23 protein-coding genes are annotated in these 24,158 nt (G+C 59.8%); 11 read left to right on the top strand and 12 right to left on the bottom strand.

Annotation, left to right across the window (positions count from 1 at the left end):
* Positions 1–27: 27 nt before the first annotated feature.
* Positions 28–210 carry a hypothetical protein gene (locus tag ACLBW8_RS11255; RefSeq protein WP_064450422.1) on the bottom strand — a complete coding sequence of 61 codons (183 nt, stop codon included), beginning with the start codon at positions 208–210 and terminating at the stop codon, positions 28–30.
* 334 nt (positions 211–544) lie between these two features.
* On the opposite strand from ACLBW8_RS11255, the gene azu reads away from it, so the two are divergent.
* On the top strand, positions 545–991 hold the full coding sequence (azu, locus tag ACLBW8_RS11250) for an azurin (RefSeq protein ID WP_064450423.1): 447 nt from the start codon (positions 545–547) through the stop codon (positions 989–991).
* A 167-nt stretch (positions 992–1,158) separates the two neighbouring features.
* Here azu and nadE read toward each other — a convergent pair whose 3' ends face one another.
* From nadE to ACLBW8_RS11235, 3 genes are all read right to left on the bottom strand, one after another.
* On the bottom strand, positions 1,159–1,986 hold the full coding sequence (gene nadE / locus ACLBW8_RS11245; RefSeq protein ID WP_447805379.1) for an ammonia-dependent NAD(+) synthetase: 828 nt from the start codon (positions 1,984–1,986) through the stop codon (positions 1,159–1,161).
* A 3-nt stretch (positions 1,987–1,989) separates the two neighbouring features.
* Complete coding sequence (gene pncB, locus ACLBW8_RS11240) at positions 1,990–3,204, bottom strand: nicotinate phosphoribosyltransferase (protein WP_064450425.1); 1,215 nt, start codon at positions 3,202–3,204, stop codon at positions 1,990–1,992.
* Between the two features lie 225 nt (positions 3,205–3,429).
* A complete protein-coding gene (locus ACLBW8_RS11235; protein WP_262666884.1) occupies positions 3,430–4,326 on the bottom strand; it encodes a LysR family transcriptional regulator in 897 nt (298 codons plus the stop codon).
* 154 nt (positions 4,327–4,480) lie between these two features.
* Between ACLBW8_RS11235 and amaB the strand changes: the two genes are divergently transcribed.
* From amaB to ACLBW8_RS11190, 9 genes are all read left to right on the top strand, one after another.
* Positions 4,481–5,971 (top strand): L-piperidine-6-carboxylate dehydrogenase, encoded by a 1,491-nt coding sequence (amaB, locus tag ACLBW8_RS11230; protein WP_447805378.1) that lies wholly within the window; start codon positions 4,481–4,483, stop codon positions 5,969–5,971.
* A 175-nt stretch (positions 5,972–6,146) separates the two neighbouring features.
* Positions 6,147–7,430: an L-pipecolate oxidase gene (amaA, locus tag ACLBW8_RS11225; protein ID WP_128588737.1), complete on the top strand. Its 1,284-nt coding sequence runs from the start codon at positions 6,147–6,149 to the stop codon at positions 7,428–7,430.
* Positions 7,431–7,816: 386 nt separating this feature from the next.
* Positions 7,817–8,953, top strand: a complete 1,137-nt coding sequence (locus ACLBW8_RS11220; protein ID WP_064450429.1) for a branched-chain amino acid ABC transporter substrate-binding protein — start codon at positions 7,817–7,819, stop codon at positions 8,951–8,953.
* 232 nt (positions 8,954–9,185) lie between these two features.
* Complete coding sequence (locus ACLBW8_RS11215; RefSeq protein ID WP_064450430.1) at positions 9,186–10,100, top strand: ABC transporter permease subunit; 915 nt, start codon at positions 9,186–9,188, stop codon at positions 10,098–10,100.
* 2 nt (positions 10,101–10,102) lie between these two features.
* A complete protein-coding gene (gene livM, locus ACLBW8_RS11210) occupies positions 10,103–11,380 on the top strand; it encodes a high-affinity branched-chain amino acid ABC transporter permease LivM (RefSeq protein ID WP_064450431.1) in 1,278 nt (425 codons plus the stop codon).
* The gene (locus ACLBW8_RS11205) at positions 11,377–12,252 is read left to right on the top strand and encodes an ABC transporter ATP-binding protein (protein ID WP_064450432.1); all 876 of its coding nucleotides are present in this window, start codon (positions 11,377–11,379) and stop codon (positions 12,250–12,252) included. The genes livM and ACLBW8_RS11205 overlap by 4 nt, the downstream gene beginning before the upstream one ends.
* The gene (locus tag ACLBW8_RS11200) at positions 12,249–12,965 is read left to right on the top strand and encodes an ABC transporter ATP-binding protein (protein ID WP_064450433.1); all 717 of its coding nucleotides are present in this window, start codon (positions 12,249–12,251) and stop codon (positions 12,963–12,965) included. Before ACLBW8_RS11205 ends, ACLBW8_RS11200 begins: the two co-directional genes overlap by 4 nt.
* A gap of 864 nt (positions 12,966–13,829) precedes the next feature.
* Entirely contained in the window at positions 13,830–14,594 is a 765-nt protein-coding gene (locus ACLBW8_RS11195; RefSeq protein ID WP_064450434.1) for an SDR family oxidoreductase, read from the top strand.
* Positions 14,595–14,782: 188 nt separating this feature from the next.
* Positions 14,783–15,688 carry a cation diffusion facilitator family transporter gene (locus ACLBW8_RS11190; protein WP_447805377.1) on the top strand — a complete coding sequence of 302 codons (906 nt, stop codon included), beginning with the start codon at positions 14,783–14,785 and terminating at the stop codon, positions 15,686–15,688.
* A 120-nt stretch (positions 15,689–15,808) separates the two neighbouring features.
* Here ACLBW8_RS11190 and ACLBW8_RS11185 read toward each other — a convergent pair whose 3' ends face one another.
* The 7 genes from ACLBW8_RS11185 to ACLBW8_RS11155 all read right to left on the bottom strand — a co-directional run bounded on the left by ACLBW8_RS11185 (position 15,809) and on the right by ACLBW8_RS11155 (position 20,971).
* Entirely contained in the window at positions 15,809–16,930 is a 1,122-nt protein-coding gene (locus tag ACLBW8_RS11185) for an AGE family epimerase/isomerase (RefSeq protein ID WP_447805376.1), read from the bottom strand.
* 181 nt (positions 16,931–17,111) lie between these two features.
* Positions 17,112–17,684: a HupE/UreJ family protein gene (locus ACLBW8_RS11180; RefSeq protein WP_447805375.1), complete on the bottom strand. Its 573-nt coding sequence runs from the start codon at positions 17,682–17,684 to the stop codon at positions 17,112–17,114.
* Positions 17,685–17,710: 26 nt separating this feature from the next.
* On the bottom strand, positions 17,711–18,325 hold the full coding sequence (ureG, locus tag ACLBW8_RS11175; RefSeq protein ID WP_017849719.1) for an urease accessory protein UreG: 615 nt from the start codon (positions 18,323–18,325) through the stop codon (positions 17,711–17,713).
* Positions 18,326–18,346: 21 nt separating this feature from the next.
* Positions 18,347–19,021: an urease accessory protein UreF gene (locus tag ACLBW8_RS11170; protein WP_432751186.1), complete on the bottom strand. Its 675-nt coding sequence runs from the start codon at positions 19,019–19,021 to the stop codon at positions 18,347–18,349.
* Positions 19,018–19,518 carry an urease accessory protein UreE gene (ureE, locus tag ACLBW8_RS11165; protein WP_064450439.1) on the bottom strand — a complete coding sequence of 167 codons (501 nt, stop codon included), beginning with the start codon at positions 19,516–19,518 and terminating at the stop codon, positions 19,018–19,020. Before ureE ends, ACLBW8_RS11170 begins: the two co-directional genes overlap by 4 nt.
* 297 nt (positions 19,519–19,815) lie before the next feature.
* Positions 19,816–20,448, bottom strand: coding sequence for a TetR family transcriptional regulator (locus ACLBW8_RS11160; protein WP_447805374.1), 633 nt, complete (start codon positions 20,446–20,448; stop codon positions 19,816–19,818).
* 151 nt (positions 20,449–20,599) lie between these two features.
* Positions 20,600–20,971 carry a hypothetical protein gene (locus tag ACLBW8_RS11155; protein ID WP_064450441.1) on the bottom strand — a complete coding sequence of 124 codons (372 nt, stop codon included), beginning with the start codon at positions 20,969–20,971 and terminating at the stop codon, positions 20,600–20,602.
* 368 nt (positions 20,972–21,339) lie between these two features.
* Between ACLBW8_RS11155 and ACLBW8_RS11150 the strand changes: the two genes are divergently transcribed.
* Positions 21,340–23,412 carry an AsmA family protein gene (locus tag ACLBW8_RS11150; protein WP_447805373.1) on the top strand — a complete coding sequence of 691 codons (2,073 nt, stop codon included), beginning with the start codon at positions 21,340–21,342 and terminating at the stop codon, positions 23,410–23,412.
* Between the two features lie 130 nt (positions 23,413–23,542).
* Here ACLBW8_RS11150 and ACLBW8_RS11145 read toward each other — a convergent pair whose 3' ends face one another.
* Positions 23,543–24,073 (bottom strand): ferritin-like domain-containing protein, encoded by a 531-nt coding sequence (locus ACLBW8_RS11145; protein ID WP_064450443.1) that lies wholly within the window; start codon positions 24,071–24,073, stop codon positions 23,543–23,545.
* Between the last annotated feature and the right edge of the window lie 85 nt (positions 24,074–24,158).

Below are 24,158 nucleotides of genomic sequence, written 5' to 3'. Positions count from 1 at the left end.
GGAGGGCCTGCTCACCCCAAACAGAATTTATTCAGCCGGGTCTTTCGGTGTTTCGGTTTCGTCTGTCGCCACTTCACCTTCAGCATCCGGGTTCAGTGCACCTGCTTCTTCATCTGCAGTGGCTTTCTTGCGTTGCAGCTTTTCCTCTTTCTTCTGCTCCTTGGCCAAGTCTCTCTGACGTTTGGCGAAGGAGTAATTAGGTTTGGCCATGGGCGATCCTCTAGGGTCGAAGGTGAGGGTGGGGCGGCGCGCAGCTGCCTTGGGTCGCTATGGTAGCAGCTTAGCACCTCGCTTGGCCTTCACTTACCGCAGGCGTACGCGGCCAGCAGGCCGTTGAACAGTTGGTTGAGGTGCATGGCGCGGGCTCCAATGGGGTATGGGCCGATCATAGGCGGGTGGCAGATCTTTGGCTGGTAGATTGTGTTGATCAGTCTGATAGCCTAAAGTTGTATACAATCTGTTGATGCAGATCATAAGAATTCAAGCCTGCTTGAGGCACCCTTGTCCCAATTCGCGTTATTTAAACCCTGCCTTGGAGATTCACATGTTTGCCAAACTCGTTGCTGTTTCCCTGCTGACTCTGGCGAGCGGCCAGTTGCTTGCTGCAGAGTGCAAGGTCACCGTCGACTCCACCGACCAAATGTCCTTCGACAAAAAGGCCATTGAAATCGACAAGAGCTGCAAGACGTTCACCGTTGAGCTGACTCACTCCGGCAGCTTGCCGAAGAACGTGATGGGCCATAACTGGGTGCTGAGCTCCGCCGCCGACATGCCTGGCATTGCCAGCGACGGCATGGCTGCCGGTATCGACAAGAACTACCTGAAAGAAGGCGACACCCGCATCATCGCCCACACCAAAATCATTGGTGCCGGTGAGAAAGATTCGGTGACCTTCGATGTGTCTAAGCTGGCTGCCGGTACCGACTACGCGTTCTTCTGCTCGTTCCCGGGCCACATCTCGATGATGAAAGGCACTGTGACCGTCAAGTAAACCGATTCCGGTCGAAAAAAAGCGCCTTGCGGGGCGCTTTTTTGTGGGCGGTCTGTAGTACCGCGTTATCGTTCTTCGCGAGCAAGCCCGCTCCCACCGTTGACCGAGTTCCAGCATGAGGATGCGGTCAACTGTGGGAGCTGGCTTGCCTGCGATGGCGATCTACCTCACGGCGCGAATGGCATGACCCGCTTGTGCTCGGTTTTACGGTAGGTGTCGCAAATGATCCGGAACGCTTCCTCACGCACCGGCTCTCCGTGCAGGAAGGCGTCGATCTCGGCGTAAGTCACGCCGTGGGAGGCTTCGTCCGGCTTACCTGGCGACAAATCTTCCAGGTCCGCCGTCGGGATTTTCTCTACCAATGATTCCGGCGCACCAAAGTGCCGAGCAATCGCCCGTACCTGGTTTTTCACCAGCCCGCTCAACGGTGCCAGATCGCAGGCGCCATCACCGAACTTGGTGAAAAAGCCCATCACCGCTTCCGCCGCGTGGTCGGTACCGATCACCAGGCCACTGGCCGCACCGGCGATGGTGTACTGCGCCACCATGCGCATGCGCGCCTTGGTGTTGCCCAGCACGAAATCGCGGGACACCGCGGCCTTGCCTTCAAACGCCGCCACTTCACTGGCCAGGGATTTTACCGCCGGGCCGATGTTCACGGTGTGGCGCTCGTCCGGCTCGATGAAATCCACCGAGGCCTGGGCGTCGATTTCATCGAACTGGGTTTCGTAGGGCAGGCGTACGGCGATGAAACGGTAGGCGTCATCACCGGTGCTGGCGCGCAGTTCCTGCATCGCGCGTTGGGCCAAAAGGCCGGCAGTCAGGGAATCGACGCCGCCGCTGATGCCCAGCACCAATGTCTTGAGCCCGGAATTGCGCAGGCAGTCCTGGATAAAGGTTATGCGGCGGGCAACTTCGGCCTCCAGGGCGGCCTGGTCCTTGAACGGTGCTTGGACCTTGAGCTGCTGCGCAATCTCACGCTGTACGGCTTGCATGATTCACTCCTTGCTGGAAAGGGCAGGTACTTTAAAAACGTGACGCAAATAGGCGACGAAATTCGGGTCGGTGCAGTGGGTCTTGCCCGCTTCATCAGAGATTTTCGCGACGGGCTGGCCATTGCAGGCGGTCATTTTAAGCACGATGCTCATTGGCTCAACACCTGGAATGTCGCAGGTCAGGTTGGTGCCGATACCAAAGCTCACATTAATGCGACCCCGCAACGCGCGGAATATCTCCAGCGCCTTGGGCAGCGATAGGCTGTCGGAGAACACCAAGGTCTTGCTCATCGGCTCGATACCGAGCTTGTGGTAGTGGGCGATGGCTTTTTCGGCCCATTGCACCGGGTCACCGGAGTCATGGCGCAGGCCATCGAACAGCTTGGCGAAGTACAAGTCGAAGTCGCTGAGGAAGGCGTCGGTGGTGATGCAGTCAGTCAGGGCGATCCCCAGCAGGCCGCGGTATTCGCGGACCCAGCAGTCGAGGGCGGCGATCTGGCTGTCGATCAGGCGCGGGCCGAGTTGCTGGTGGGCCATGATCCACTCGTGGGCCATGGTGCCGAGCGGCTTCATATCGAACTCGCGGGCCAGGTGCACGTTGCTGGTGCCGACAAATCGCCCGGGGAAGTCATGCTTGAGCACGCTCACCACTTCTTCCTGCACCCGGTACGAGAAGCGCCGGCGCGTGCCGAAGTCGGCCACTTGCAGCTCCGATAGCTCGTCGCTGCTGGCGTTCGCCGTCAGCCAATCGAACTTGCGGTACAGCTGCTCGCGGGCCTGTTCAAGGATCACGGTCTGGTAGCGGTAGCGGTTACGCACTTCGCTGACGATGGCCAGCATCGGCACTTCAAACAGGATCACATGCAGCCACGGCCCGCGCAGGCGGATAAACAGTTCGCCATTCTCGATGCCGGTTTGCACATAACGAAGGTTGAAGCGGAACAGCCCGAGGAAGCGCAGGAAGTCCGGCTTCATGAAGCTGATGCGCTCCAGGAAACCCAACTGGTCTGGGCTCAGGCTCAGCTCGGCCAGGCGCTCGATCTGGTAGCGGATTTCCGCCAGGTAAGGGCGCAGGTCTTCACTGTTGCGGCAACGAAACTCCCATTCAACGTCCACATTCGGGTAGTTGTGCAGCACCGCCTGCATCATGGTCAGCTTGTAGAAGTCGGTGTCGAGCAGGTTCTGCACGATGCGATCGGCAAACACACTCTCGCTCATAACGGGAATCTCCAGACGGATCGGCGATGGGCGCCGACCTTTACGCACAATTAAGGAATGGCGCTAGTGGCGCATAGACCTGTGGGGTTTTGCCAGCGTTTTTTCATATTGGGACCTTTGTTGTGGCCACTGGCGCCTTCGCGAGCAAGCCCGCTCCCACACTTGAAATGCATTCCAATGTGGGAGCGGGCTTGCTCGCGAAGGCGGCATGTCAGGCGACGCGGCTCAAACAGGTTCAACCTGCTCCATCATCCACTTCACAAAGTCGCGCACCTTGGGCACTTCCGCCGAATGCTCCGGATACGCCAGGTAATACGCATCCTGGCTCGGCAACGCATGCTGCCAAGGAATCACCAACTTGCCGTCGGCCAGTTCTTCTTCCACCAGGAAACGTGGCAGCAGGGCCACGCCACAGCCGACCTGCGCCGCACGGATGCACATATAGAAGGTGTCGAAACGCGGCCCGTGATAGCTGTGTTCGGTGTGAAAGCCCTGGCTGGCGAACCAGTCATGCCAGCCTTGCGGCCGCGAGGCGTTTTGCAGCAGCACCAGGTCACTCAGTTGCGTGGGGTCGGTGAATGCCTGTGCGGGCAGGCTTTCCGGCGCGCACACAGGCACCAATTCCTCGCTGAACAGTTTCAGGCTTTCCGTGCCGGGCCGTGAGCCCTGGCCGAAATAGAACGCCATGTCCGCCTTGCCTTGCAGCAACTCGTCCGGTTCCTGTTCATTGCACAGGTCCAGGTGGATTTGCGGGTGGCGCAAACGCCAGCCCTTCAGGCGCGGCACCAGCCAGCGCGCGCCGAAGGTGTAGGGCGTAGACACGCGAAGTACTTCGGTTTCGCCGCCGTAGGAGCGCAGGTAATGGGTGGACATCTCCACCTGTGTGAGGATTTTTCGCACTTCCACGAGGTACAAATCGCCCGCCGGGGTCATCTGCAAGCGGCGGCGCACCCGGCGAAACAGTAGGTGCTGCAGCAATTCTTCCAACTGGGCGACCTGTTTGCTCACCGCGCTTTGCGTGAGGTTCAGTTCCTCGGCGGCGCGGGTGAAGCTCAGGTGGCGGGTGGCGGCTTCGAAACACTGCAGGGCGGTGATCGAGGGCAAATGTCTTTTGTTCAGCACGGCACGCCTCTTTTTATTCTTTGCATGAATAAACGGAATGATATCTCGCCTAATCGTCGTTTGTTGGCAAGTCTTGGGCCAGCTACAAATAAGGTCTGGATCGCCGTGTGGGCCGCGGCGCAATTTTTTTGTTTGTAGATTGAAGGAGTGACCCATGGTTGCCGCATTGCTTGACCGTCTCGGGGTAAACCCGGCGCTGTACCAGTCGGGTAAACAACCCGTGCATTCGCCGATTGATGGCAGCCGTATTGGCAGTGTGCACTGGGAAGGTGCCGCCGAGGTGGAGCAACAGGTCAGTCGCGCCGAGCATGCATTCGACGCCTGGCGCAAAGTACCGGCGCCGCGTCGCGGCGAGCTGGTGCGTCAGTTTGGTGATGTGCTGCGCGAATACAAGGCCGACCTGGGCGAGCTGGTGTCCTGGGAAGCCGGCAAAATCACCCAGGAAGGGTTGGGTGAAGTGCAGGAAATGATCGACATCTGCGACTTCGCCGTCGGTCTGTCCCGCCAGTTGTACGGCTTGACCATCGCTTCCGAGCGCCCGGGCCACCACATGCGTGAAACCTGGCACCCGCTGGGCGTGGTCGGCGTGATCAGCGCCTTCAACTTCCCGGTCGCCGTATGGGCGTGGAACACCACGCTGGCGCTGGTGTGCGGCAACGCGGTGATCTGGAAACCGTCGGAAAAGACACCACTCACCGCATTGGCGTGCCAGGCGTTGTTCGAGCGCGTGCTGAAGAAATTCACCGATGCCCCCGAGTACCTCAGCCAAGTGATCATCGGCGGCCGCGACGCCGGCGCTGCACTGGTGGATGACCCGCGCGTCGCCCTGATCAGCGCCACCGGCAGCACCCGCATGGGCCGCGAAGTGGCGCCGAAAATCGCCGCGCGTTTCGCCCGCAGCATTCTCGAGCTGGGCGGCAACAACGCGATGATCCTCGGCCCAAGCGCCGACCTGGATATGGCCGTACGCGCGATCCTGTTCAGTGCCGTCGGCACTGCCGGTCAACGCTGCACCACCCTGCGCCGGCTGATCGCCCATGAGTCGGTCAAGGAAGAAATCGTCACCCGCCTCAAGGCCGCCTATTCCAAGGTGCGCATCGGCCACCCGTTGGAAGGCAACTTGATCGGCCCGCTGATCGACAAGCACGGCTTCGAAAACATGCAGGACGCCCTGGAACAAGCCTTGAGCGAAGGCGGCAGGGTGTTCGGCGGCAAGCGTCAGTTGGAAGATAAATTCCCGAATGCCTACTACGTGTCGCCGGCGATTGTGGAAATGCCTGAGCAAAGCGACGTGGTGTGCACCGAAACCTTCGCGCCGATTCTGTATGTCATGGGCTACAGCGACTTCGCCGAGGCACTGCGCCTGAACAATGCCGTGCCGCAAGGCCTGTCTTCGTGCATCTTTACCACCGATGTGCGTGAAGCCGAGCAGTTCATGTCGGCGGTGGGCAGTGACTGCGGCATTGCCAACGTCAATATCGGCCCGAGCGGCGCGGAAATCGGCGGCGCGTTTGGCGGTGAGAAAGAGACCGGTGGCGGGCGTGAGTCGGGTTCGGATGCGTGGCGCGGGTATATGCGTCGCCAGACCAACACCGTGAACTACTCGCTGGAACTGCCGCTGGCGCAGGGTATTACGTTCGACTGATTTCCTTGAGTCGCAGTGGCTCAAAATGTGGGAGCGGGCTTGCTCGCGAATGCGGTGGATCAGTGATGAATCTATTACCTGACACACCGCATTCGCGAGCAAGCCCGCTCCCACAGTTGATTGGGTTCACAATTCAAAAAATAGATGTTTGTTAGGTCCTCTCCGGAGTCTGGCAATGCCATTACGCGAAGCATGTTTGTGGGAACACCTTACCCCTGGCCGGCCGGATCGCGCCGCGCTCAAGGGCGAGGTCAAGGTGGATGTGTGCGTGATCGGCGCCGGGATTACCGGTTTGTCGGCGGCCATTCACTTGCTGGAACAGGGCAAAAGCGTCGCCGTGCTGGAGGCCCATCGCACCGGCCATGGAGGTTCGGGGCGTAACGTCGGGCTGGTCAACGCCGGCCTGTGGATTCCCCCGGATGAGATCGAAGCCGGATTCGGCGAAGCGGTGGGCAGCCAGCTCAACCGCATGTTGGGCGCGGCGCCATCGTTGGTGTTCAGCCTCATCGACAAATACAACATCGATTGCCAATTGCGCCGCGAGGGCACCTTGCACATGGCGCACAATGCCCGTGGCGAGGCGGATTTGCGCAGCCGTGAAGCACAATGGAAACGCCGTGGCGCGCCGGTTGAGTTGCTCACCGGCCAGGCCTGCGAAGAGGCCACGGGCACTAAAAAAATTGCCGCTGCGTTGCTCGACCGACGCGCCGGCACCTTGAACCCGATGGCGTATACCACTGGCTTGGCCAATGCCGCCGCCGGCCTTGGCGGCCAACTGTTTGATCATTCCCCGGTCACCCAGCTTGAACGCCAAGGCGCGCACTGGTCAGTGCAGACCGCCCAGGGCTCAGTGCAGGCGGCACAAGTGGTGATCGCCTCGAATGCCTACACCGAAGGTGAGTGGACCGAGCTTCGTCGCAATTTCTTCCCCGGCTACTACTACCAGGTTGCGTCAGCCCCCCTGACCGATGACGCCGCCCAGCAGATCCTTCCCGGCGGGCAGGGCTCGTGGGACACGCGTCAGGTACTCAGCAGCATCCGCCGCGATGCTGATGGCCGCCTGTTGCTCGGCAGCCTGGGCAACGGTAACCAGAAACCGGCGTGGTTCCTCAAGGCATGGGCTGATCGGGTGCAGCAGCACTACTTCCCGTACCTCAAATCGGTGCAGTGGGAATACACCTGGACCGGTTGTATCGCCTTCACCCCTGACCACTTGATGCGCCTGTTCGAGCCGGCGCCGGGCCTGGTCGCCGTAACGGGCTATAACGGGCGTGGTGTGACCACCGGCAGCGTGGTGGGCAAGGCATTTGCCGACTACTTATGTCACCAGAACCCCCAGGCGTTACCGATCCCCTTCGCGCCGATGCAGCCGTTGGCCGGGGTGGGCCTGCGCAGTTGCCTCTATGAAGCAGGATTTTCGCTGTATCACGCCGGGCAATGCCTGCGGATCGTGATCTGATCAGCGAAATACCGCTCAGAAGCCTGCATTTTCTTAGCAGCCTACTAATCTGTATTGGTGCAAGTCGTAGCAATCACGCACTGTAAATGTGCAGTTCCGTTACGCACATTGTTACAGGTGCAGGAACGACCGTTTATCCGCCTGGTTGCAGGTGCGACCTGCCAGGGTTGTACTTTTTGGGTCCATTGGTTGCACCTTCCGATGCTAGACGGTTGCACGTCCTGGCAAAAGGAGTCGAAACGCCTGTAATAACAATGACACCGTGTCTTTTTGAAGAATAAAAACGTAATGGCACGCGCCTTGCTCTTGGCTTTCTCTGAAAGTTTCAGTTGAAGGTTTGCATTGAATTCGTAGTGCCAATAAACAAAAACCTCGGAGCACCACTCATGTCCCAGACGTTTTACAAGAAAGGCTTTCTGGCCCTCGCCATTGCAACGGCGCTGGGTGTTTCTACGTTTGTTCAAGCTGATGTGAAGATTGGCGTGGCGGGCCCGATGACGGGCGCCAACGCAGCTTTCGGTGAGCAGTACATGAAGGGTGCCCAAGCGGCAGCCGATGTGATCAACAAGGCCGGCGGGATCAACGGCGAGCAGATCAAACTGGTGGCCGGCGACGACGCCTGTGAGCCAAAGCAGGCTGTAGCGGTGGCTAACCGCCTGGCAGACCAGGACAAAGTGATCGGCGTGGTCGGGCACTTCTGCTCCTCCAACACCATTCCTGCCTCCGAGGTGTATGCCGATGCTGGCATCATCATGATCACCCCAGGCTCCACCAACCCGACCGTCACCGAGCGCGGCCTGTCGGCAGTGTTCCGCATGTGCGGCCGTGATGACCAGCAAGGCATCGTCGCCGGCGACTACATCGTCGACGTGCTCAAGGGCAAGAAGGTCGCTGTTATCAACGACAAAGACACCTACGGCAAAGGCCTGGCTGACGCTACCGCTGCCCAGTTGACCAAGCGCGGCGTGAAGCCGGTGCTGGAAGAAGGCCTGACCCGTGGCGAGAAAGACTTCAGCGCCCTGGTCACCAAAATCCGCTCCACCGGTGCTGACGTGGTTTATTTCGGCGGCCTGCACCCGGAAGCCGGTCCACTGGTTCGCCAGATTCGTGAAGCCGGCCTCAAAGACGTCAAGTTCATGTCCGATGACGGCATCGTGACCGACGAACTGGTCGCGACCGCTGGGGGCAAGCAATACGTCGATGGCGTGTACATGACCTTCGGCGCTGACCCGCGCCTGCTGCCGGACAGCAAGACCGTGGTGGAAGAGTTCCGCAAAAACGGCACCGAGCCTGAAGGCTACACCCTGTACGCCTACGCTTCGATCCAGGCCCTGGCAGCCGGCTTCAACGGTGCCAAGTCCGACAAAGGCGAAGATGCAGCCAAGTGGCTGAAAGCTCACCCGGTTAAAACCGTTATGGGCGAGAAGACCTGGGACGCCAAGGGCGACCTGAAAATCTCCGACTACGTGGTTTACCAGTGGGACAAAGACGGCAAATACCACCAGCTGGAAAAGCAGAAGTAAGAATAAACACGATCGTTTAAGCGCCTAGATCCCCTGTGGGAGCTGGCTTGCCTGCGATAGCGGTTGCACATTCAACACAGGTGTTGGTTGTCAGTCCGTCATCGCCGGCAAGCCCGGTTCCCGCAGGGGGCGTGGTTGCCCGTCCCATCGTGTCAGGCATCAAGTCTGTCTTTTCCTCCAGAAGGGCCGCACACCCACCGGTGTGCAGGTTCTCACCGCGTGAGATTGCGTTATGGATGGTATCTTCCTGCAGCAACTGGTCAACGGCCTGACCCTCGGGTCGGTCTATGGCCTGATCGCTATCGGCTACACAATGGTCTATGGCATCATTGGCATGATCAACTTCGCCCACGGCGAGGTTTATATGATTTCCGCTTACCTCGCGGCGATCAGTCTGGCACTGCTGGCTTACTTCGGCATCGAATCCTTCCCGCTGCTCATTCTTGGCACCCTGGTCTTCACCGTCGTCGTCACCGGCGTTTACGGGTGGGTCATCGAGCGTGTCGCCTACAAACCGCTGCGCAACTCCACCCGACTGGCACCGCTGATCAGCGCCATCGGTATCTCGCTGATCCTGCAGAACTACGCCCAGATTGCTCAGGGCGCGAAACAACAAGGTATTCCCACCCTGCTGGCCGGCGCCTGGCGTGTCGATATCGGCAGCGGGTTCGTGCAGTTGACCTACACCAAGGTGTTCATCCTGGTGGCCGCGTTTCTCGGCATGGGGCTGCTGACCTACATCATCAAATACACCAAGCTCGGCCGCATGTGCCGTGCCACCCAGCAAGACCGCAAGATGGCGTCGATCCTCGGTATCAACACCGACCGGGTGATCTCCTACGTATTCGTGATCGGTGCAGCCATGGCGGCCCTGGCCGGCGTGTTGATTACCCTGAATTACGGCACGTTCGACTTCTACGCCGGCTTCATCATCGGCATCAAGGCGTTTACCGCAGCGGTACTCGGCGGCATCGGTTCCCTGCCTGGGGCCATGCTCGGCGGGATCATCCTGGGTATCTCCGAGTCGCTGTTCTCGGGGTTGATCAACTCTGACTACAAAGACGTGTTCAGTTTCTCCCTGCTGGTGGTGATTCTGATTTTCCGTCCTCAGGGCCTGCTTGGTCGTCCGCTCGTGGCGAAGGTGTAAACATGTCTGCTGCCAAATCTATCGATATCAAGAAAAGTGTCGTCGATACGGTCCTTGCCGGGCTGATTTCGTTGATCGTGTTCGGTCCGATCGTCGGCGTGGTCCTCGACGGCTACAGCTTCAACCTGCAACCGGCCCGTGTGGCGGTCCTGGTCGCCATCGTGATGGTCGGCCGCTTTGCCATGAGCCTGTTCCTGCAAACCCCCAAGGGCCTGAAGATTTTGCAGGGCTTCGAGAGCAGTGGCTCCGGCGTGCATGTGCTGCCGCCGGACTACAAGTCGCGGCTGCGCTGGATCATCCCGGCACTGATCGTGATCGCCATCGTGTTCCCGATCTTCGCCAACAAGTACCTGCTGACCGTGGTTATCCTCGGGCTGATCTACGTGTTGCTCGGCCTGGGCCTGAACATCGTGGTGGGCCTGGCCGGTCTTCTGGACCTGGGTTATGTGGCGTTCTACGCCATCGGTGCCTACGGCCTGGCATTGGGTTATCAATACCTCGGCCTGGGCTTTTGGACGGTGCTGCCCTTGGCCGCAATCTGTGCGGCGCTGGCGGGGTGCATACTCGGGTTCCCGGTGCTGCGAATGCACGGTGACTACCTGGCCATCGTGACCTTGGGCTTCGGTGAAATCATTCGACTGGTGCTCAACAACTGGCTGTCGTTTACCGGTGGGCCGAACGGCATGCCGGTGCCTTCGCCGACCTTCCTCGGCCTGGAATTCGGGCGTAAAGCGAAGGATGGCGGGATTCCGTTCCATGAGTTCTTCGGCATCGATTACAACCCCAACATCAAGTTCATGTTCATCTACATCGTGCTGTTCCTGGTGGTGCTGGCCGTGCTGTATATCAAGCATCGCCTGACCCGCATGCCGGTCGGCCGCGCCTGGGAAGCCTTGCGCGAAGATGAAATCGCCTGCCGTTCCATGGGCCTGAACCACGTACTGGTCAAGCTGTCGGCGTTCACCATCGGTGCGTCCACGGCCGGTCTGGCCGGGGTGTTCTTCGCCAGCTACCAGGGCTTCGTCAACCCATCGTCGTTTACCTTCTTCGAGTCGGCGCTGATCCTGGCCATCGTGGTGTTGGGCGGCATGGGTTCGACCGTCGGTGTGGTGATCGCGGCGTTCGTGTTGACGGTGGCGCCGGAACTGCTGCGCAGCTTCTCGGAGTACCGCGTGCTGCTGTTTGGCGTGTTGATGGTGGTGATGATGATCTGGCGACCGCGCGGCCTGATTCGAATCAGCCGAACCGGTGTGACCCCACGTAAAGGAGTGGCGCCATGAGCAAGGAAGTCGTTCTGTCCGTGGAACATCTGATGATGCACTTCGGTGGCATCAAGGCCTTGAGCGATGTGAGCCTCAAGGTCGAACGCAATTCGATCTTCGCCCTGATCGGCCCCAACGGCGCCGGCAAGACCACTGTGTTCAACTGCCTCACCGGCTTCTACAAAGCCAGTGGCGGCAAGATCGAACTCAACGTGCGGGGCAAGCAGACCAACGTGATCCAGCTGCTCGGTGAGCGGTTTAAAGCGGTGGACTTCGTGTCGCCGAAAAGCTTCCTCAGCCGCGTGTACTACAAGATGTTCGGCGGCACCCACCTGGTGAACCGCGCCGGCTTGGCGCGGACCTTCCAGAACATTCGCCTGTTCAAGGAAATGTCGGTGCTGGAAAACCTGCTGGTGGCCCAGCACATGTGGGTCAACCGCAACATGCTCGCGGGCATCCTCAACACCAAAGGCTATCGCAAGGCCGAAAGCGACGCCCTCGACCACGCGTTCTACTGGCTGGAAGTGGTCGACCTGGTGGACTGCGCCAACCGCCTGGCCGGTGAGCTTTCCTACGGCCAGCAGCGTCGCCTGGAAATCGCCCGGGCCATGTGCACCCGGCCGCAGATCATTTGCCTGGACGAACCGGCAGCGGGCCTCAACCCGCAGGAAACCGAAGCGCTCAGCGCGATGATTCGCCTGCTGCGCGACGAACACGACCTCACGGTGGTGCTGATCGAACACGACATGGGCATGGTAATGAGTATTTCCGACCACATCGTGGTGCTCGACCACGGCAACGTCATCGCCGAGGGTGGCCCGGAAGCGATCCGTAATGATCCAAAAGTGATTGCCGCCTACCTGGGCGCAGACGAAGAGGAGCTTGTATGAACGGGCCTATCCTCGAAATGAAGGACCTGGACGTGTTTTACGGCCCGATCCAGGCTCTGAAAAAAGTCTCGCTGCACATTAACGAAGGCGAAACCGTCAGCCTGATCGGCTCCAACGGCGCGGGTAAATCCACGCTGCTGATGTCGATCTTCGGCCAGCCACGGGCCGAGTCGGGGCAGATCATCTACAACGGTGTCGACATTACCCACAAGTCGTCCCATTACATCGCCTCCAACGGCATTGCGCAGTCGCCGGAAGGGCGGCGGGTGTTCCCCGACATGACCGTCGAGGAAAACCTGCTGATGGGCACCATCCCGATTGGCGATAAATTCGCCCAGGAAGACATGCAGCGCATGTTTGAGCTGTTCCCCCGGCTCAAGGAGCGGCGTACCCAGCGGGCGATGACCATGTCTGGTGGTGAGCAGCAAATGCTCGCCATTGCCCGTGCGCTGATGAGCCGGCCCAAGCTGTTGCTGCTGGATGAGCCAAGCCTGGGCCTGGCACCGATTGTGGTGAAGCAGATCTTCGCCACCCTGCGCGAGCTGGCAGCCACCGGGATGACCATCTTCCTGGTGGAACAGAACGCCAACCATGCATTGCGCTTGTCGGACCGTGCGTATGTGATGGTTAACGGCGAGATTCGCCTGACCGGCACCGGCAAGGAGTTGCTGGTGAATGAGGAAGTGCGTAACGCCTACCTGGGCGGGCACTGATTTAAATTTTGGCGCAAGTCCCCCTGTGGGAGCGGGCTTGCTCGCGAATGCAGTGTGTCAGTTTCAGATGGTTTGACTGACCCTCCGCATTCGCGAGCAAGCCCGCTCCCACAGTTGTTTTGCGTTTGCCCGAACGGACGAGGAGTCTGCATCGCAGGCAAGCCAACTCCCCCATAAAGCCGCTCTCACATTCTTTTTTGTGCTATCCACAGACCGTTCTGGAAATTGTGGAAAACAAATCCAGCCACCCTCTAAAGCGCGACATATAGCCGCCGCAAATCCCTGTTTTGTCACAGTTTTGACTTGTCCCCATTCGCTGTGGAACCGGCTGTGGGTAACGTGGGAGTAGCTGGCTGAAAGCCTTTAACTGCGTGGCCTGCAGCGTGGTGGTTGTTTTCTGATCAGCAGGTTTTTCGTGACCGGCCAAGGGTTTTGTCAACCTGTTTAAAGACACAGGTATATGACCGAAAAATGTCCCTCCAGCCTGTGGATAAGTCTGTGACTAAACTCTGGAAAGACGGCCGCAGAGGCCGGAATGACTGGCCTGGAGCCATCGTTCGAATTTTCCCTCTGTGCATGGGCCTACATACGCCCCGTCCAAGGTCAAGCAAAAAACTTTCTAAAACTGCCTGTAAGCCTTGCACACAGCGGCTTGAGCCGTTTTGCACTTGCCCCCAAAGACTGTGGGCGCAGTTGTGGATAACCTGCGCGCATGTGGCTGCAGGGCCCGGTTTATATGGGTTAGATGTGAGTGGTTAAAAATTGATCAGCTGTAGATGAAGTTGTGCGCTTAGCGGTTGCCGCGACGACGGCGTAAGGGCATTCTGCTGGCAACTTTTTTCCGATGCTCGCAAGGAGAACACCATGTCCGACACGCTGTTTATTACTGGCGCAACCTCAGGCTTCGGCGAAGCCTGCGCCCGTCGTTTTGCCGACGCCGGCTGGAAACTGGTGCTCACCGGCCGTCGTGCCGACCGTCTGAATGCATTGGTTGAAGAGCTTTCCAAGCAGACTGAAGTGCACGGCCTGGTCGTGGACGTGCGTGACCGCAAGGGCATGGAAGACGCCATCGCCAACTTGCCGCCCTCATTCGCCAAACTGCGCGGCCTGATCAACAACGCCGGCCTGGCGGTGGGCACTGACCCTGCGCCCAAATGCAGCCTCGACGATTGGGAAACCATGGTCGACACCAACATCAAAGGCCTGCTGACCACCACCAGCCTGCTGTTGCCGCGCTTGATCGCCCACGGCCGTGGCGCCGGGATCATCAACCTGGGTTCCATCGCCGGCAGCTATCCGTACCCGGGCAGCCACGTGTATGGCGGCTCCAAAGCGTTCGTGAAGCAGTTTTCGCTGAACCTGCGTTGCGACTTGCAAGGCACCGGCGTGCGTGTGACCAACATCGAGCCAGGCCTGTGCGAGAGCGAGTTCTCGCTGGTGCGCTTCGGCGGTGACCAGGCGCGTTACGACGCCACCTACGCCGGTGCCGAGCCGATCCAGCCGCAGGACATCGCCGACACCATCTTCTGGGTGCTCAACACCCCGGCGCACGTCAACATCAACCGTCTTGAGTTGATGCCGGTGAGCCAGACCTGGGCTGGGTTTGCGATTGAGCGTGGGGCCAAGTAAGGCTTAAGACCGCGTCGCGTCCATCGCAGGCAAGCCAGCTCCCACATTTGATCGGGTTCACACGGTCAAAATGTGGGAGCGGGCTTGCCTGCGATGGCGTCAAATCGGCCAAAACACGACATAAGGTACACTCCACCCCTGAAAACCCCTCCGCACTGTGCGGTTTAAAGGTTTTGACAGGAGGAAATGTGAGTAACCGAGGTGAGCAGGCACTGCTCAAACAATCGACCATCCTGATGTTCGCCGTAGCGATCGCCGGGATTGTCACGGGTGTTATTTCTGGCGCCCAATCCATTCTATTCGACGGCTTTTTCTCGCTGATCGCCACCGCCATCAAGGTGTTGATGCTGATCACGGCCAAGCTGATCGCCAAGAAAAGCAACGAGCGCTTCCAGTTCGGCTATTGGCACCTGGAACCCATGGTGTTGCTGATCGAAGGCAGCTTTCTGTTGTTGATCGCCATCTACGCGTTTCTCAACGGCGTGTTCGGCATTATCAATGGCGGGCGCGAAATCGAGTTGGGACTGGTGATCATTTATGCGGCGGTGTTTACCGTCGTCGAATTTGCCTACTTCTTTTACGTGCGCTATCGAAATCGCACACTCAAATCCTCACTGATCCAGTTCGACAACATCAGTTGGATGGTGGACGCGATGCTCTCGGTGGGTTTGCTGATCAGCTTTCTCGCCGCGCTGTTGCTCAAGTCTCAGGGCTATGGCGAGTGGGCGGTGTATGTCGATCCGCTGATTCTGATCCTGCTGGCCCTGAGCATGCTGGCGCCGGCGTTCAAGATCCTGCGCCCGGCGTTGCGCGAAGTGCTGGGGATTGCCCCGGACCACTTGGACGACAAGGTGCGCGAGGTCATGGACGCGGCCCAGGCCAAGCATGGTTTCGACGACTATGTGTCCTACGTGCAAAAACACGGGCGGGCGCGGTTTATCGAGATTCATGTGGTATTGCCGGCCAACTACCCGGTGTATAACGTCGCGACCCTCGATGGGCTGCGTGAAGAAATATCCACAGGGCTCGGCACGCCGGATGCGGCGCGCTGGCTGACGATCAGTTTTACCGGGGATCGCAAGTGGATTGCGTGACAGTCAGTTAGACCGAGGGGAGGCTTTCGCGAGCAAGCCCGCTCCCACATTTAACCGCGTCCTACCGTTGGAATGCGGTCGAATGTGGGAGCTGGCTTGCCTGCGATGAGGCCCTGAAAATCAGCCGAGATGCTGGATCAGGCCTTGATAGCAGGTCGCCAAATGATACGGCGTGGTCGACGGCATATCCCGTCGGCTCACGGCGCCCTTGGCGTCCAGGCATTCGTGCCAGCCTTTGTCATGCAGGAAGTGCTGTTGCAGCGCCAGCAATTGGCGTTGCAGCACCGCTTCACTGCCCGGTCGCAAGGTCAGTGCGCGCAGGTATTCAGCCTGGGCCCAGATTCGCTGAGTGCCGTCGCGCACGCTGCCATCCAGGGCGAGCATGCCGCTGACCGCACCGCTGAGTTTATCCACACCCTTGAGCTCGGCGTAGGCAAACGCCCGCGTCAGCGACGCATGCAACGGTGTGCTGCGCAGTACGTCTGACGATTCCAGCAAAAAGAACCATTCGAACTGGTGGCCTGGCTCAAACCAGTTATCCACAGCGCCCAGCGGTTTCTCCATCATCACGCCGTGCTGGCGGTCGATGAAGTGCTTCTGCATCGCGCTAGCAAGGTCCAGCAGCGCATCTTGCGTAATGGCGTCCTCACGCACGGCCAGCGTGGCGAGGAAGCCTTCGGCGAGGTGCATCAGTGGGTTTTGCAGGGGGCCGGACTTGAGGGACGACCAGTTGCGTTCCAATACTGCTTCGTACAGGCCGTCGCCGGTGGCGAAGCGTTCGGCGACCACTTCCAGGGCCGCATCGAGCACCGACTCCACCAGCGGCTCACGCACTTTGGCCCAGTAGTGGGCGCAGGCGAAGATGATGAAGGCGTGGGTGTAGAGGTCTTTGCGCTTGTCCAGCGGCTTGCCGTGGGCGTCGATGCTGTAGAACCAGCCACCGTGCTCGGCGTCATGGAAGTGCCGTTGCAGGGAACGAAACAGCGCCGCCGCGCGCTCTTCGGCGAAGGCCGAACCGGGCTTGCCGATCAGGCTGGCAAACAGGTACAGCTGCCGGGCACAGGCCATGGCGCGGTAGCGCTGCGGGGGCAATGGCGTGTGATTAGCGTCCAGAGCCTCATACGGCAACGCCAACTCGGCATTCCAGCCCGGGCCCTGCCACAGCGGCACGATCAGGTCATGGAAGTGCGTGAGCACGGCATTCAATGAAGGCTGGGAGGCGGAGTTTGGAGCGATGGGCATCGGCTGGCGTCGTCACGGCAGGGGTGTAGGCGCGCATGGTAGCAGGCTTGGGATAGATGTTGGTTTTGAGACCGCTTTCGCGAGCAAGCCCGCGCCCACATTCGACCGCATTCCAATCGGAGGACGCGGTTAAATGTGGGAGCGGGCTTGCTCGCGAAGAGGCCCTCAGCAGCGCTGAAAATCAGCCCGCCAGCAACCAAACCCCAGTCGCCGCCGAAGCCGCACCTGCTACCCGCACCAACGGTGCAGCCGCCGTCGGCAGGAAACGCACCACCGCATACCCAGCCGCATGCAACATTGCCGTTGCGCCCACGAAACCGGCCGCATAGGCCCACGGGCTGGACATGTCCGGCAGCTCCAATCCATGCGCCACGCCGTGAAACAGCGCGAACAATGCCGTGACACCGACTGCCACGAACAACGGCGGCCGCACCGCCAGTGCCACTGCCAGGCCCAGCGCCAGCACCGACGCGGCAATCCCGCTCTCAAGCGCCGGCAATTGCAGGCCTTCAAAGCCCAAAAGACCGCCAATCAACATAACGCCGACAAAGGTGCAAGGCAGCGCCCAGCGCGCGTTACCTTTTTGCTGCGCCGCCCAGAGGCCGACCGCGACCATGGCCAGTAAGTGATCGATACCGCCCAATGGGTGGCTGATGCCTGCCACCAGCCCATTGTCCCCATGCCCGGGGTGAGCGAAGGCGAGGGCGGGGGCGAGCAGCAGGGCGGCGGTTGCGAGAAGTTTGTTGAGGCCCATGGACAGGCTCCTTTTTTAGGGTGAGATCAGGCGGCGGTCAGCAGGCCCTGACGTTCAATAAAGGCGACGATTTCATCCAGGCCGACGCCGGTTTTCTGGTTACTGAACACAAAGGGCTTACCGTTGCGCATGCGTTGGGTGTCGCTGTTCATCAATTCCAGCGAGGCGCCCACCAGCGGCGCCAGGTCGATCTTGTTGATGACCAGCAGGTCGGATTTGCAAATACCGGGCCCACCCTTGCGCGGCAGCTTGTCGCCGGCAGACACATCGATCACATAGATCGTCAGGTCCGACAGCTCCGGGCTGAACGTCGCCGACAGGTTGTCACCGCCGGACTCCACCAAAATCAGGTCAAGGCCCGGAAACCGGCGGTTGAGTTGATCCACTGCTTCCAGGTTGATCGAGGCGTCTTCACGAATTGCCGTGTGCGGGCAGCCCCCGGTTTCCACACCAATGATGCGTTCCGGCGCCAGGGCCTGGTTGCGCACCAGGAAGTCGGCGTCTTCACGGGTGTAGATGTCGTTGGTCACCACGGCCAGGTTATAGCGATCGCGCAGGGCCAGGCACAGCGCCAGCGTCAGGGCGGTCTTGCCGGAACCCACCGGGCCGCCGATGCCGACACGCAAGGGTTGTGTATTCATGTGCTTCTCCAGATAAAGGGCTTAGGAACGGAACAGTCGGCTGTACTGGCGCTCGTGGGCCATGCACGCCAGGGACAGGCCGAACGCGGCGCTGCCGAAATGGTTGGGGTCGAGTCGGCCGGCGTCCTGCTGGGCTTGTTGCAGCAGCGGCAGCAGTTCGCTGGTCAGGCGCTGGGCGGCTTGCTGGCCCAGGGGCAGCGTCTTCATCAATACGGCGAGTTGGTTTTCCAGCCAGCTCCATAGCCAGGCGGCGAGGGCGTCGTCGGGGCTGATGTGCCAGGCGCGCGCTGCCAGGGCCCAGCCCAGAGCCAGGTGCGGTTCGGCGCATGGCTCCAGAAATGCACGCGCGGCGTCGTCCAGTTCCGGCAAGCCATTGAGCAGTTGTTGCAGGGAGTAACCCATCTGGCGGCTCTCCTGATACAGCTCGCGGGTCTCGCGGCTGGCGCGATGCTCTTGGCACAATTGCGCCAGGCGCGGCCAATCCTGTTCGGCGGCGGCGCGGCAATGGGCGAGCAACAGCGGTGCTTCGAAGCGCGCAAGGTTGAGCAGCAGTTGGTCGCTGATCCAGCGTCGCGCACTGGCGGCGTCATTGACGCGCGCATTTTCCACGGCCATTTCCAGGCCCTGTGAATAGCTATAGCCGCCAATCGGCAGTTGCGGACTGGCCAGACGCAACAGCGCCCAGGCTGGGTTCATAGACGTACGCCGAACTGATGCAGCTTGGGCGGGTAATTGAAGTCTTCATCACCGTGACGTGAATGATGATGGCCACCGCCATAGGCGCCGTGTTCCGGTTGGAACGGTGCTTCAATGGTTTCGGTGTGGGCGCCCAATTGTTCGAGCATGGCCTTGAGCACGTAGTCATCGAGCAGGCGAAGCCAGCCGTCGCCAACTTGCAGGGCCACATGGCGGTTACCGAGGTGATAAGCCGCGCGGGTCAGCTCAAACGCGTTGCTGCAGGTGACGTGCAGCAGTTGTTCAGGGCGAGCACAGACGCGTACGACACGTCCGTCTTCAGCGTGTAGGAATTCCCCATCGTGCAGCGGCGGCTGGCCGCGCTCCAAAAACAGGCCGACATCTTCGCCATCGGCACTGAAACAGCGCAGGCGGCTTTTACTGCGCGCTTCGAAGTTCAGCAGCAGTTCGGCAGCCCAGAGGGCTTGGGGGGCGATTCGGCGGTGGATCACCAGCATCAGAAGGCTTCCAGCTATGAGCGATGAGAGAGGTAGAGCAAGGGGCTTGCCAATCACACCCGTGAGTAGGAAAACCCTGTAAGCAGGCACCGTCATGCCACCGAATAGGGCATTCGCTCATTCCGGTCGTGTTTCAATTTGGTGCGTAATGGGATTTATAGCACTGGATGTGGGCGTTTTGCGTTGAGATCCGCCACCTTATGTATGAAGTTTCTTTCATCTCTTTCGTGCTGGCGTTTTCAGGGATTTGGCCTATGGGAGGCAGGATTCGGACTTCCGCACGCCAGGCTGATGGGCTTACTCGGTACTGCCCAGCCCTTGCCAATGTTTGAGGCCGATAAAGATAAAGCGCAATTGCTGGGTGATTTTCGCCTGCGGCGTGAGGTGAGCAGGCAGCGCATGGGCGGGAGGGTCGATGATATCGGGCAGGGTGGCGAACACGCTCTTGACGATCAGGTCGGCCATCACGTGCAGACCTTCGGCATCCAGGTGCTGGAGCTTGGGCATCCGCATGAGGTCTGCCGCCAAGTCGCTGGTGATGTCTTCGCGCAGCGCGCCGATGGCTTGCCGCACGGCCAGGCAACCGCCGTATTGCTCGCGGGCCAGGAACAGGAATTGCGAGCGATTGGCCGAGACCACATCGAGGAAGATCCGCACGGACGCATCGATGATGCCGCCCATGACGAACTCATTGTGGCGCACCAGGCGGATGGTGGCGCGAAAGGTCTGGCCGACTTCGCTCACCAACACGAGCCCAAGCTGGTCCATGTCGTCAAAATGACGATAGAACCCGGTCGGCACGATCCCGGCGGTCTTGGCCACTTCGCGCAGGCTCAGGCTGCCAAACCCACGGCCACACTCCATCAGATGGCGGGCTGCGTCCATCAAGGCGAGGCGGGTCTGTTGCTTCTGTTCGGCGCGGGGCAGCATCGGCGGGCGGGCTTTGTCGGCAAGTACAGCGACGCACTCTAGCAAAACAGCTTCATCGGCGTCGAACTTGGCGGGGGCTGAGCGTGACGGGGTCTATATAAAAGCAAAAGCCCGATCGGCCGATCGGGCTTTTTTCTGGGCCAGCACGGGCTTAGCTCTGTGCTTGATGCAGTTCTTGCAGACGGTCAGCACCGCCTTCGGCAACACCTTGGGTGTAAGCGCGGTCGTTGGCTTGTTCAGCACCGCCTTCTACCAGGCCTTTCTGTTCCAGGCGATCACGGCCACCTTCGACAACGCCTTCGGCGTAAGCACGTTTGTTGGCGTGATCCGAGCCATTTTCTGCAACAGCGCCTTTGGCGTAGTCACGGTTTTCGTCTTCTTGCGAACCGCTGCGCGCCAGGGTTTGGCTGGACTGCACGGCTTGGGCTTTGTTCTGTGGGGTGGCTTGTTCAGCGGCTGGCAGGGCAAAAGCGCTGGAAGCCAGGACAGACAGCAGAACAGTAGCGAGTAATTGGCGTTTCATGAGGGTTGCTCCTTAGGAGGGCGATAAAGTGGGTACAGGGCTAATGCTACTCTCGATAAGTCGATATAAAAGTTCATAAACACAATGGTAATAATCAACAGAATTGATTGTTCCCTGCGGAGGCTCTAGAACGCACCTCTCAAGCCCGCGGTTTTGCACCATGGTGGGTATTTTCGACCCGTTCATGGGTAACACCGGTGCATTGTTGATGGTTCAGTCGCCTCAGGCTGTAGGACGAGTCGCTTTTTTTGCGATGAATTCGTACTCGGGCTAAACCCCCAGATCATTTGTCAGTCGTAGCCATATAAGCTGTAGTCAAAAGGTGCGCGGCAGCGCGCACCCTCAGTCGTAATCAGGAGTCCTGTGCAATGACGCGCACTCGTAAAATTCTCGCTTGGAGCTGCGCCAGCTTCGTTCTGTTAATCGCCGTGGTGGTATTGGTGCTGGTGTTTTTCGACTGGAACCGCATCAAGCCGCCGCTCAATGCCAAGGTCTCCGAAGAGTTGCATCGCCCCTTTGCCATCAATGGCAACCTGGCGGTGGCGTGGGCACGTGAGGCGGATGAAGGTGGCTGGCGCGCCTGGGTGCCCTGGCCGCACGTGATTGCCGAGGACCTGACCCTGGGCAACCCGGATTGGTCGAAAAAACCACAGATGGTCACGCTCAAGCGCGTAGAACTGCGCATTTCTCCGTTGGCGCTGCTGGCGCAGCGTGTGGTCATCCCGCGTATTGACCTCACTGAGCCGAGTGCCGACTTGCAGCGCCTGGCCGATGGTCGCGCCAACTGGACTTTCAAGTTCGACCCCAAAGACCCCAACGCTGAACCTTCCAGTTGGGTGGTGGACATCGGCGCTATCGGTTTCGACAAAGGCCATGTGACGCTCGACGACCAAACGCTCAACACCCAGCTGGATGTGATCATTGACCTGCTGGGCAAGCCTATTCCGTTCGGCGAGATCGTCGGCGACGCCGACGCCAAGAAGGCCCTCGAGAAAGGTTCGGCGCCTCAGGACTATGCGTTCAGCCTCAAGGTCAAAGGCCAATATCACGGTCAGAAGCTCGACGGCACCGGCAAAATCGGCGGCCTGCTCGCCTTGCAGGACGCGGCCAAGCCGTTCCCGCTGCAAGCCCAGGTGAAAATCGCCGACACCAGCGTTGCCCTCGCCGGCACTCTGACCGACCCGCTGAACCTTGGCGCCCTGGACCTGCGGCTGAAACTCGCCGGCTCCAGCCTGGGTAACCTCTACCCACTGACCGGCGTGACGCTGCCAGACTCGCCGGCCTATTCCACCGATGGTCACCTGATCGCCAAGTTGCATGAAGCCAGTGGCGCGTCATTCACCTATGAAAACTTCAACGGCAAGATCGGCAACAGTGATATCCACGGCGACCTGAGCTATGTCGCCAGTCAGCCTCGGCCCAAGCTCAGCGGCAAACTGGTCTCCAACCAATTGCTGATGACCGACCTTGCCCCGTTGATCGGTGCCGACTCCAATTCCAAGCAGAAAGCCCGTGGCGGTGAAAGCAAACAACCGGCGACCAAGGTGCTGCCGGTGGAAGAGTTCCGCACCGAGCGCTGGCGCGACATGGACGCCGATGTGGAATTCACCGGCAAACGCATCGTGCACAGTGCCGAATTGCCGTTCACAGACCTCTATACCCACTTGGTCCTCACTGACGGCGAGCTGAGCCTGGAACCCCTGCGCTTTGGGGTCGCTGGGGGCAAGCTGGATGCACAGATTCGCCTGAACGGCCGCATCACACCGATGGAAGGCCGCGCAAAACTCACCGCGCGTAACTTCAAGCTCAAGCAGCTGTTCCCAACGTTTGAACCGATGAAAACCAGCTTTGGTGAACTCAACGGCGATGCCGATGTTTCCGGGCGCGGCAACTCCGTGGCGGCCTTATTGGGCTCCTCCAACGGTGACCTGAAAATGCTCATCAACGACGGCGCGATCAGCCGTGGCCTGATGGAAATCGCCGGGCTCAACGTGGGCAACTATGTGGTGGGCCGCCTGTTCGGCGACAAAGAAGTGAAGATCAACTGCGCGGCCGCGGACTTCGGCATCAAGACCGGCCTGGCGACCACTCGCCTGTTTGTGTTCGATACCGAGAACGCGATCATCTACATCGATGGCACCGCAAACATGGCGACCGAACAGCTCGACCTGACAATCACGCCCGAGTCCAAAGGCTTTCGCCTGTTTTCCCTGCGTTCGCCGCTGTACGTCAACGGCCCGTTTATCAAGCCCAATGCGGGTGTGAAAGCGGTGCCGCTGATGCTGCGTGGGGCAGGCATGGTCGCGCTGGGTGTGATCGCCGGCCCGGCAGCCGGGTTGCTGGCGCTGGTGGCACCGAGTGGCGATGAGCCGAACCAGTGTGCACCGCTGTTGCAGCAGATGAGGGAAGGCAAGGCGCCGAAGACCGTGAAAAGTAACTGACGAAACCGCAAACAAAAAATGTGGGAGCGGGCTTGCCTGCGATAGCGGAGTAACAGTCGACAAATACACTGACTGTTCGATAGCTATCGCGGGCAAGCCCGCTCCCATATGGGTCTTGCAGTGTTACGGCTTACAGGTCCTGCAGAATATCCGCCATGTCGTCGGCGTGTTCTTCTTCCTGGGCCAGGATTTCTTCGAAGATGCGACGCGTGGTCGGGTCTTTGTCGCCGATGTATTGGATGATTTCGCGATAGCTGTCCACCGCGATCCGCTCGGCCACCAGGTCTTCGTAGACCATTTCCTTCAAGTTCTTGCCGGCCACGTATTGCGCGTGGGAGTTCTTCGACAGCAGGTCGGGGTTGAACTCCGGCTCGCCGCCCAGTTGCACGATGCGCTCGGCCAGTTTGTCGGCATGCTCGGCTTCCTGGGTCGCGTGCTCGAGGAATTCATCGGCGGCGACGCTGGCTTTCAGGCCGTTGGCCATGAAGTAGTGGCGCTTGTAGCGCAACACGCAGACCAGCTCAGTGGCCAGCGATGCGTTGAGCAGGCGGATGATTTCCTCGCGGTCGGCGTCATAGCCTTCCGTCACGGCGCCGTTTTCGACGTTCTGGCGGGCGCGTGAGCGCAGGGTCGCAACGTCAGTCAAATGTGCTTCAGTCATCTCAATCTCCTGGTGCTAATCCGGTTTGCGCCACGCTCTGCCGGCGTGATCGCTCCAAGTTGTGAGTCTCGGGCGGGGCAAAAAG

Source organism: Pseudomonas sp. M5A4_2d, assembly GCF_053345295.1.
This window is presented reverse-complemented; position numbering and strand designations above follow the sequence as displayed.

Coding starts and splice junctions, on each gene's coding strand:
- nadE (WP_447805379.1), bottom strand. CDS start 1,986: ATGCAAGCCGTACAGCGTGAGATTGCGCAGCAGCTCAAGGTCCAAGCA.
- pncB (WP_064450425.1), bottom strand. CDS start 3,204: ATGAGCGAGAGTGTGTTTGCCGATCGCATCGTGCAGAACCTGCTCGAC.
- ACLBW8_RS11255 (WP_064450422.1), bottom strand. CDS start 210: ATGGCCAAACCTAATTACTCCTTCGCCAAACGTCAGAGAGACTTGGCC.
- ACLBW8_RS11170 (WP_432751186.1), bottom strand. CDS start 19,021: ATGAACCCAGCCTGGGCGCTGTTGCGTCTGGCCAGTCCGCAACTGCCG.
- ACLBW8_RS11150 (WP_447805373.1), top strand. CDS start 21,340: ATGACGCGCACTCGTAAAATTCTCGCTTGGAGCTGCGCCAGCTTCGTT.
- ACLBW8_RS11200 (WP_064450433.1), top strand. CDS start 12,249: ATGAACGGGCCTATCCTCGAAATGAAGGACCTGGACGTGTTTTACGGC.
- amaB (WP_447805378.1), top strand. CDS start 4,481: ATGGTTGCCGCATTGCTTGACCGTCTCGGGGTAAACCCGGCGCTGTAC.
- amaA (WP_128588737.1), top strand. CDS start 6,147: ATGCCATTACGCGAAGCATGTTTGTGGGAACACCTTACCCCTGGCCGG.
- ACLBW8_RS11155 (WP_064450441.1), bottom strand. CDS start 20,971: ATGAAACGCCAATTACTCGCTACTGTTCTGCTGTCTGTCCTGGCTTCC.
- ACLBW8_RS11205 (WP_064450432.1), top strand. CDS start 11,377: ATGAGCAAGGAAGTCGTTCTGTCCGTGGAACATCTGATGATGCACTTC.
- ACLBW8_RS11195 (WP_064450434.1), top strand. CDS start 13,830: ATGTCCGACACGCTGTTTATTACTGGCGCAACCTCAGGCTTCGGCGAA.
- ureE (WP_064450439.1), bottom strand. CDS start 19,518: ATGCTGGTGATCCACCGCCGAATCGCCCCCCAAGCCCTCTGGGCTGCC.
- ACLBW8_RS11180 (WP_447805375.1), bottom strand. CDS start 17,684: ATGGGCCTCAACAAACTTCTCGCAACCGCCGCCCTGCTGCTCGCCCCC.
- ACLBW8_RS11145 (WP_064450443.1), bottom strand. CDS start 24,073: ATGACTGAAGCACATTTGACTGACGTTGCGACCCTGCGCTCACGCGCC.
- ureG (WP_017849719.1), bottom strand. CDS start 18,325: ATGAATACACAACCCTTGCGTGTCGGCATCGGCGGCCCGGTGGGTTCC.
- ACLBW8_RS11160 (WP_447805374.1), bottom strand. CDS start 20,448: ATGCTGCCCCGCGCCGAACAGAAGCAACAGACCCGCCTCGCCTTGATG.
- ACLBW8_RS11220 (WP_064450429.1), top strand. CDS start 7,817: ATGTCCCAGACGTTTTACAAGAAAGGCTTTCTGGCCCTCGCCATTGCA.
- ACLBW8_RS11185 (WP_447805376.1), bottom strand. CDS start 16,930: ATGCCCATCGCTCCAAACTCCGCCTCCCAGCCTTCATTGAATGCCGTG.
- livM (WP_064450431.1), top strand. CDS start 10,103: ATGTCTGCTGCCAAATCTATCGATATCAAGAAAAGTGTCGTCGATACG.
- azu (WP_064450423.1), top strand. CDS start 545: ATGTTTGCCAAACTCGTTGCTGTTTCCCTGCTGACTCTGGCGAGCGGC.
- ACLBW8_RS11215 (WP_064450430.1), top strand. CDS start 9,186: ATGGATGGTATCTTCCTGCAGCAACTGGTCAACGGCCTGACCCTCGGG.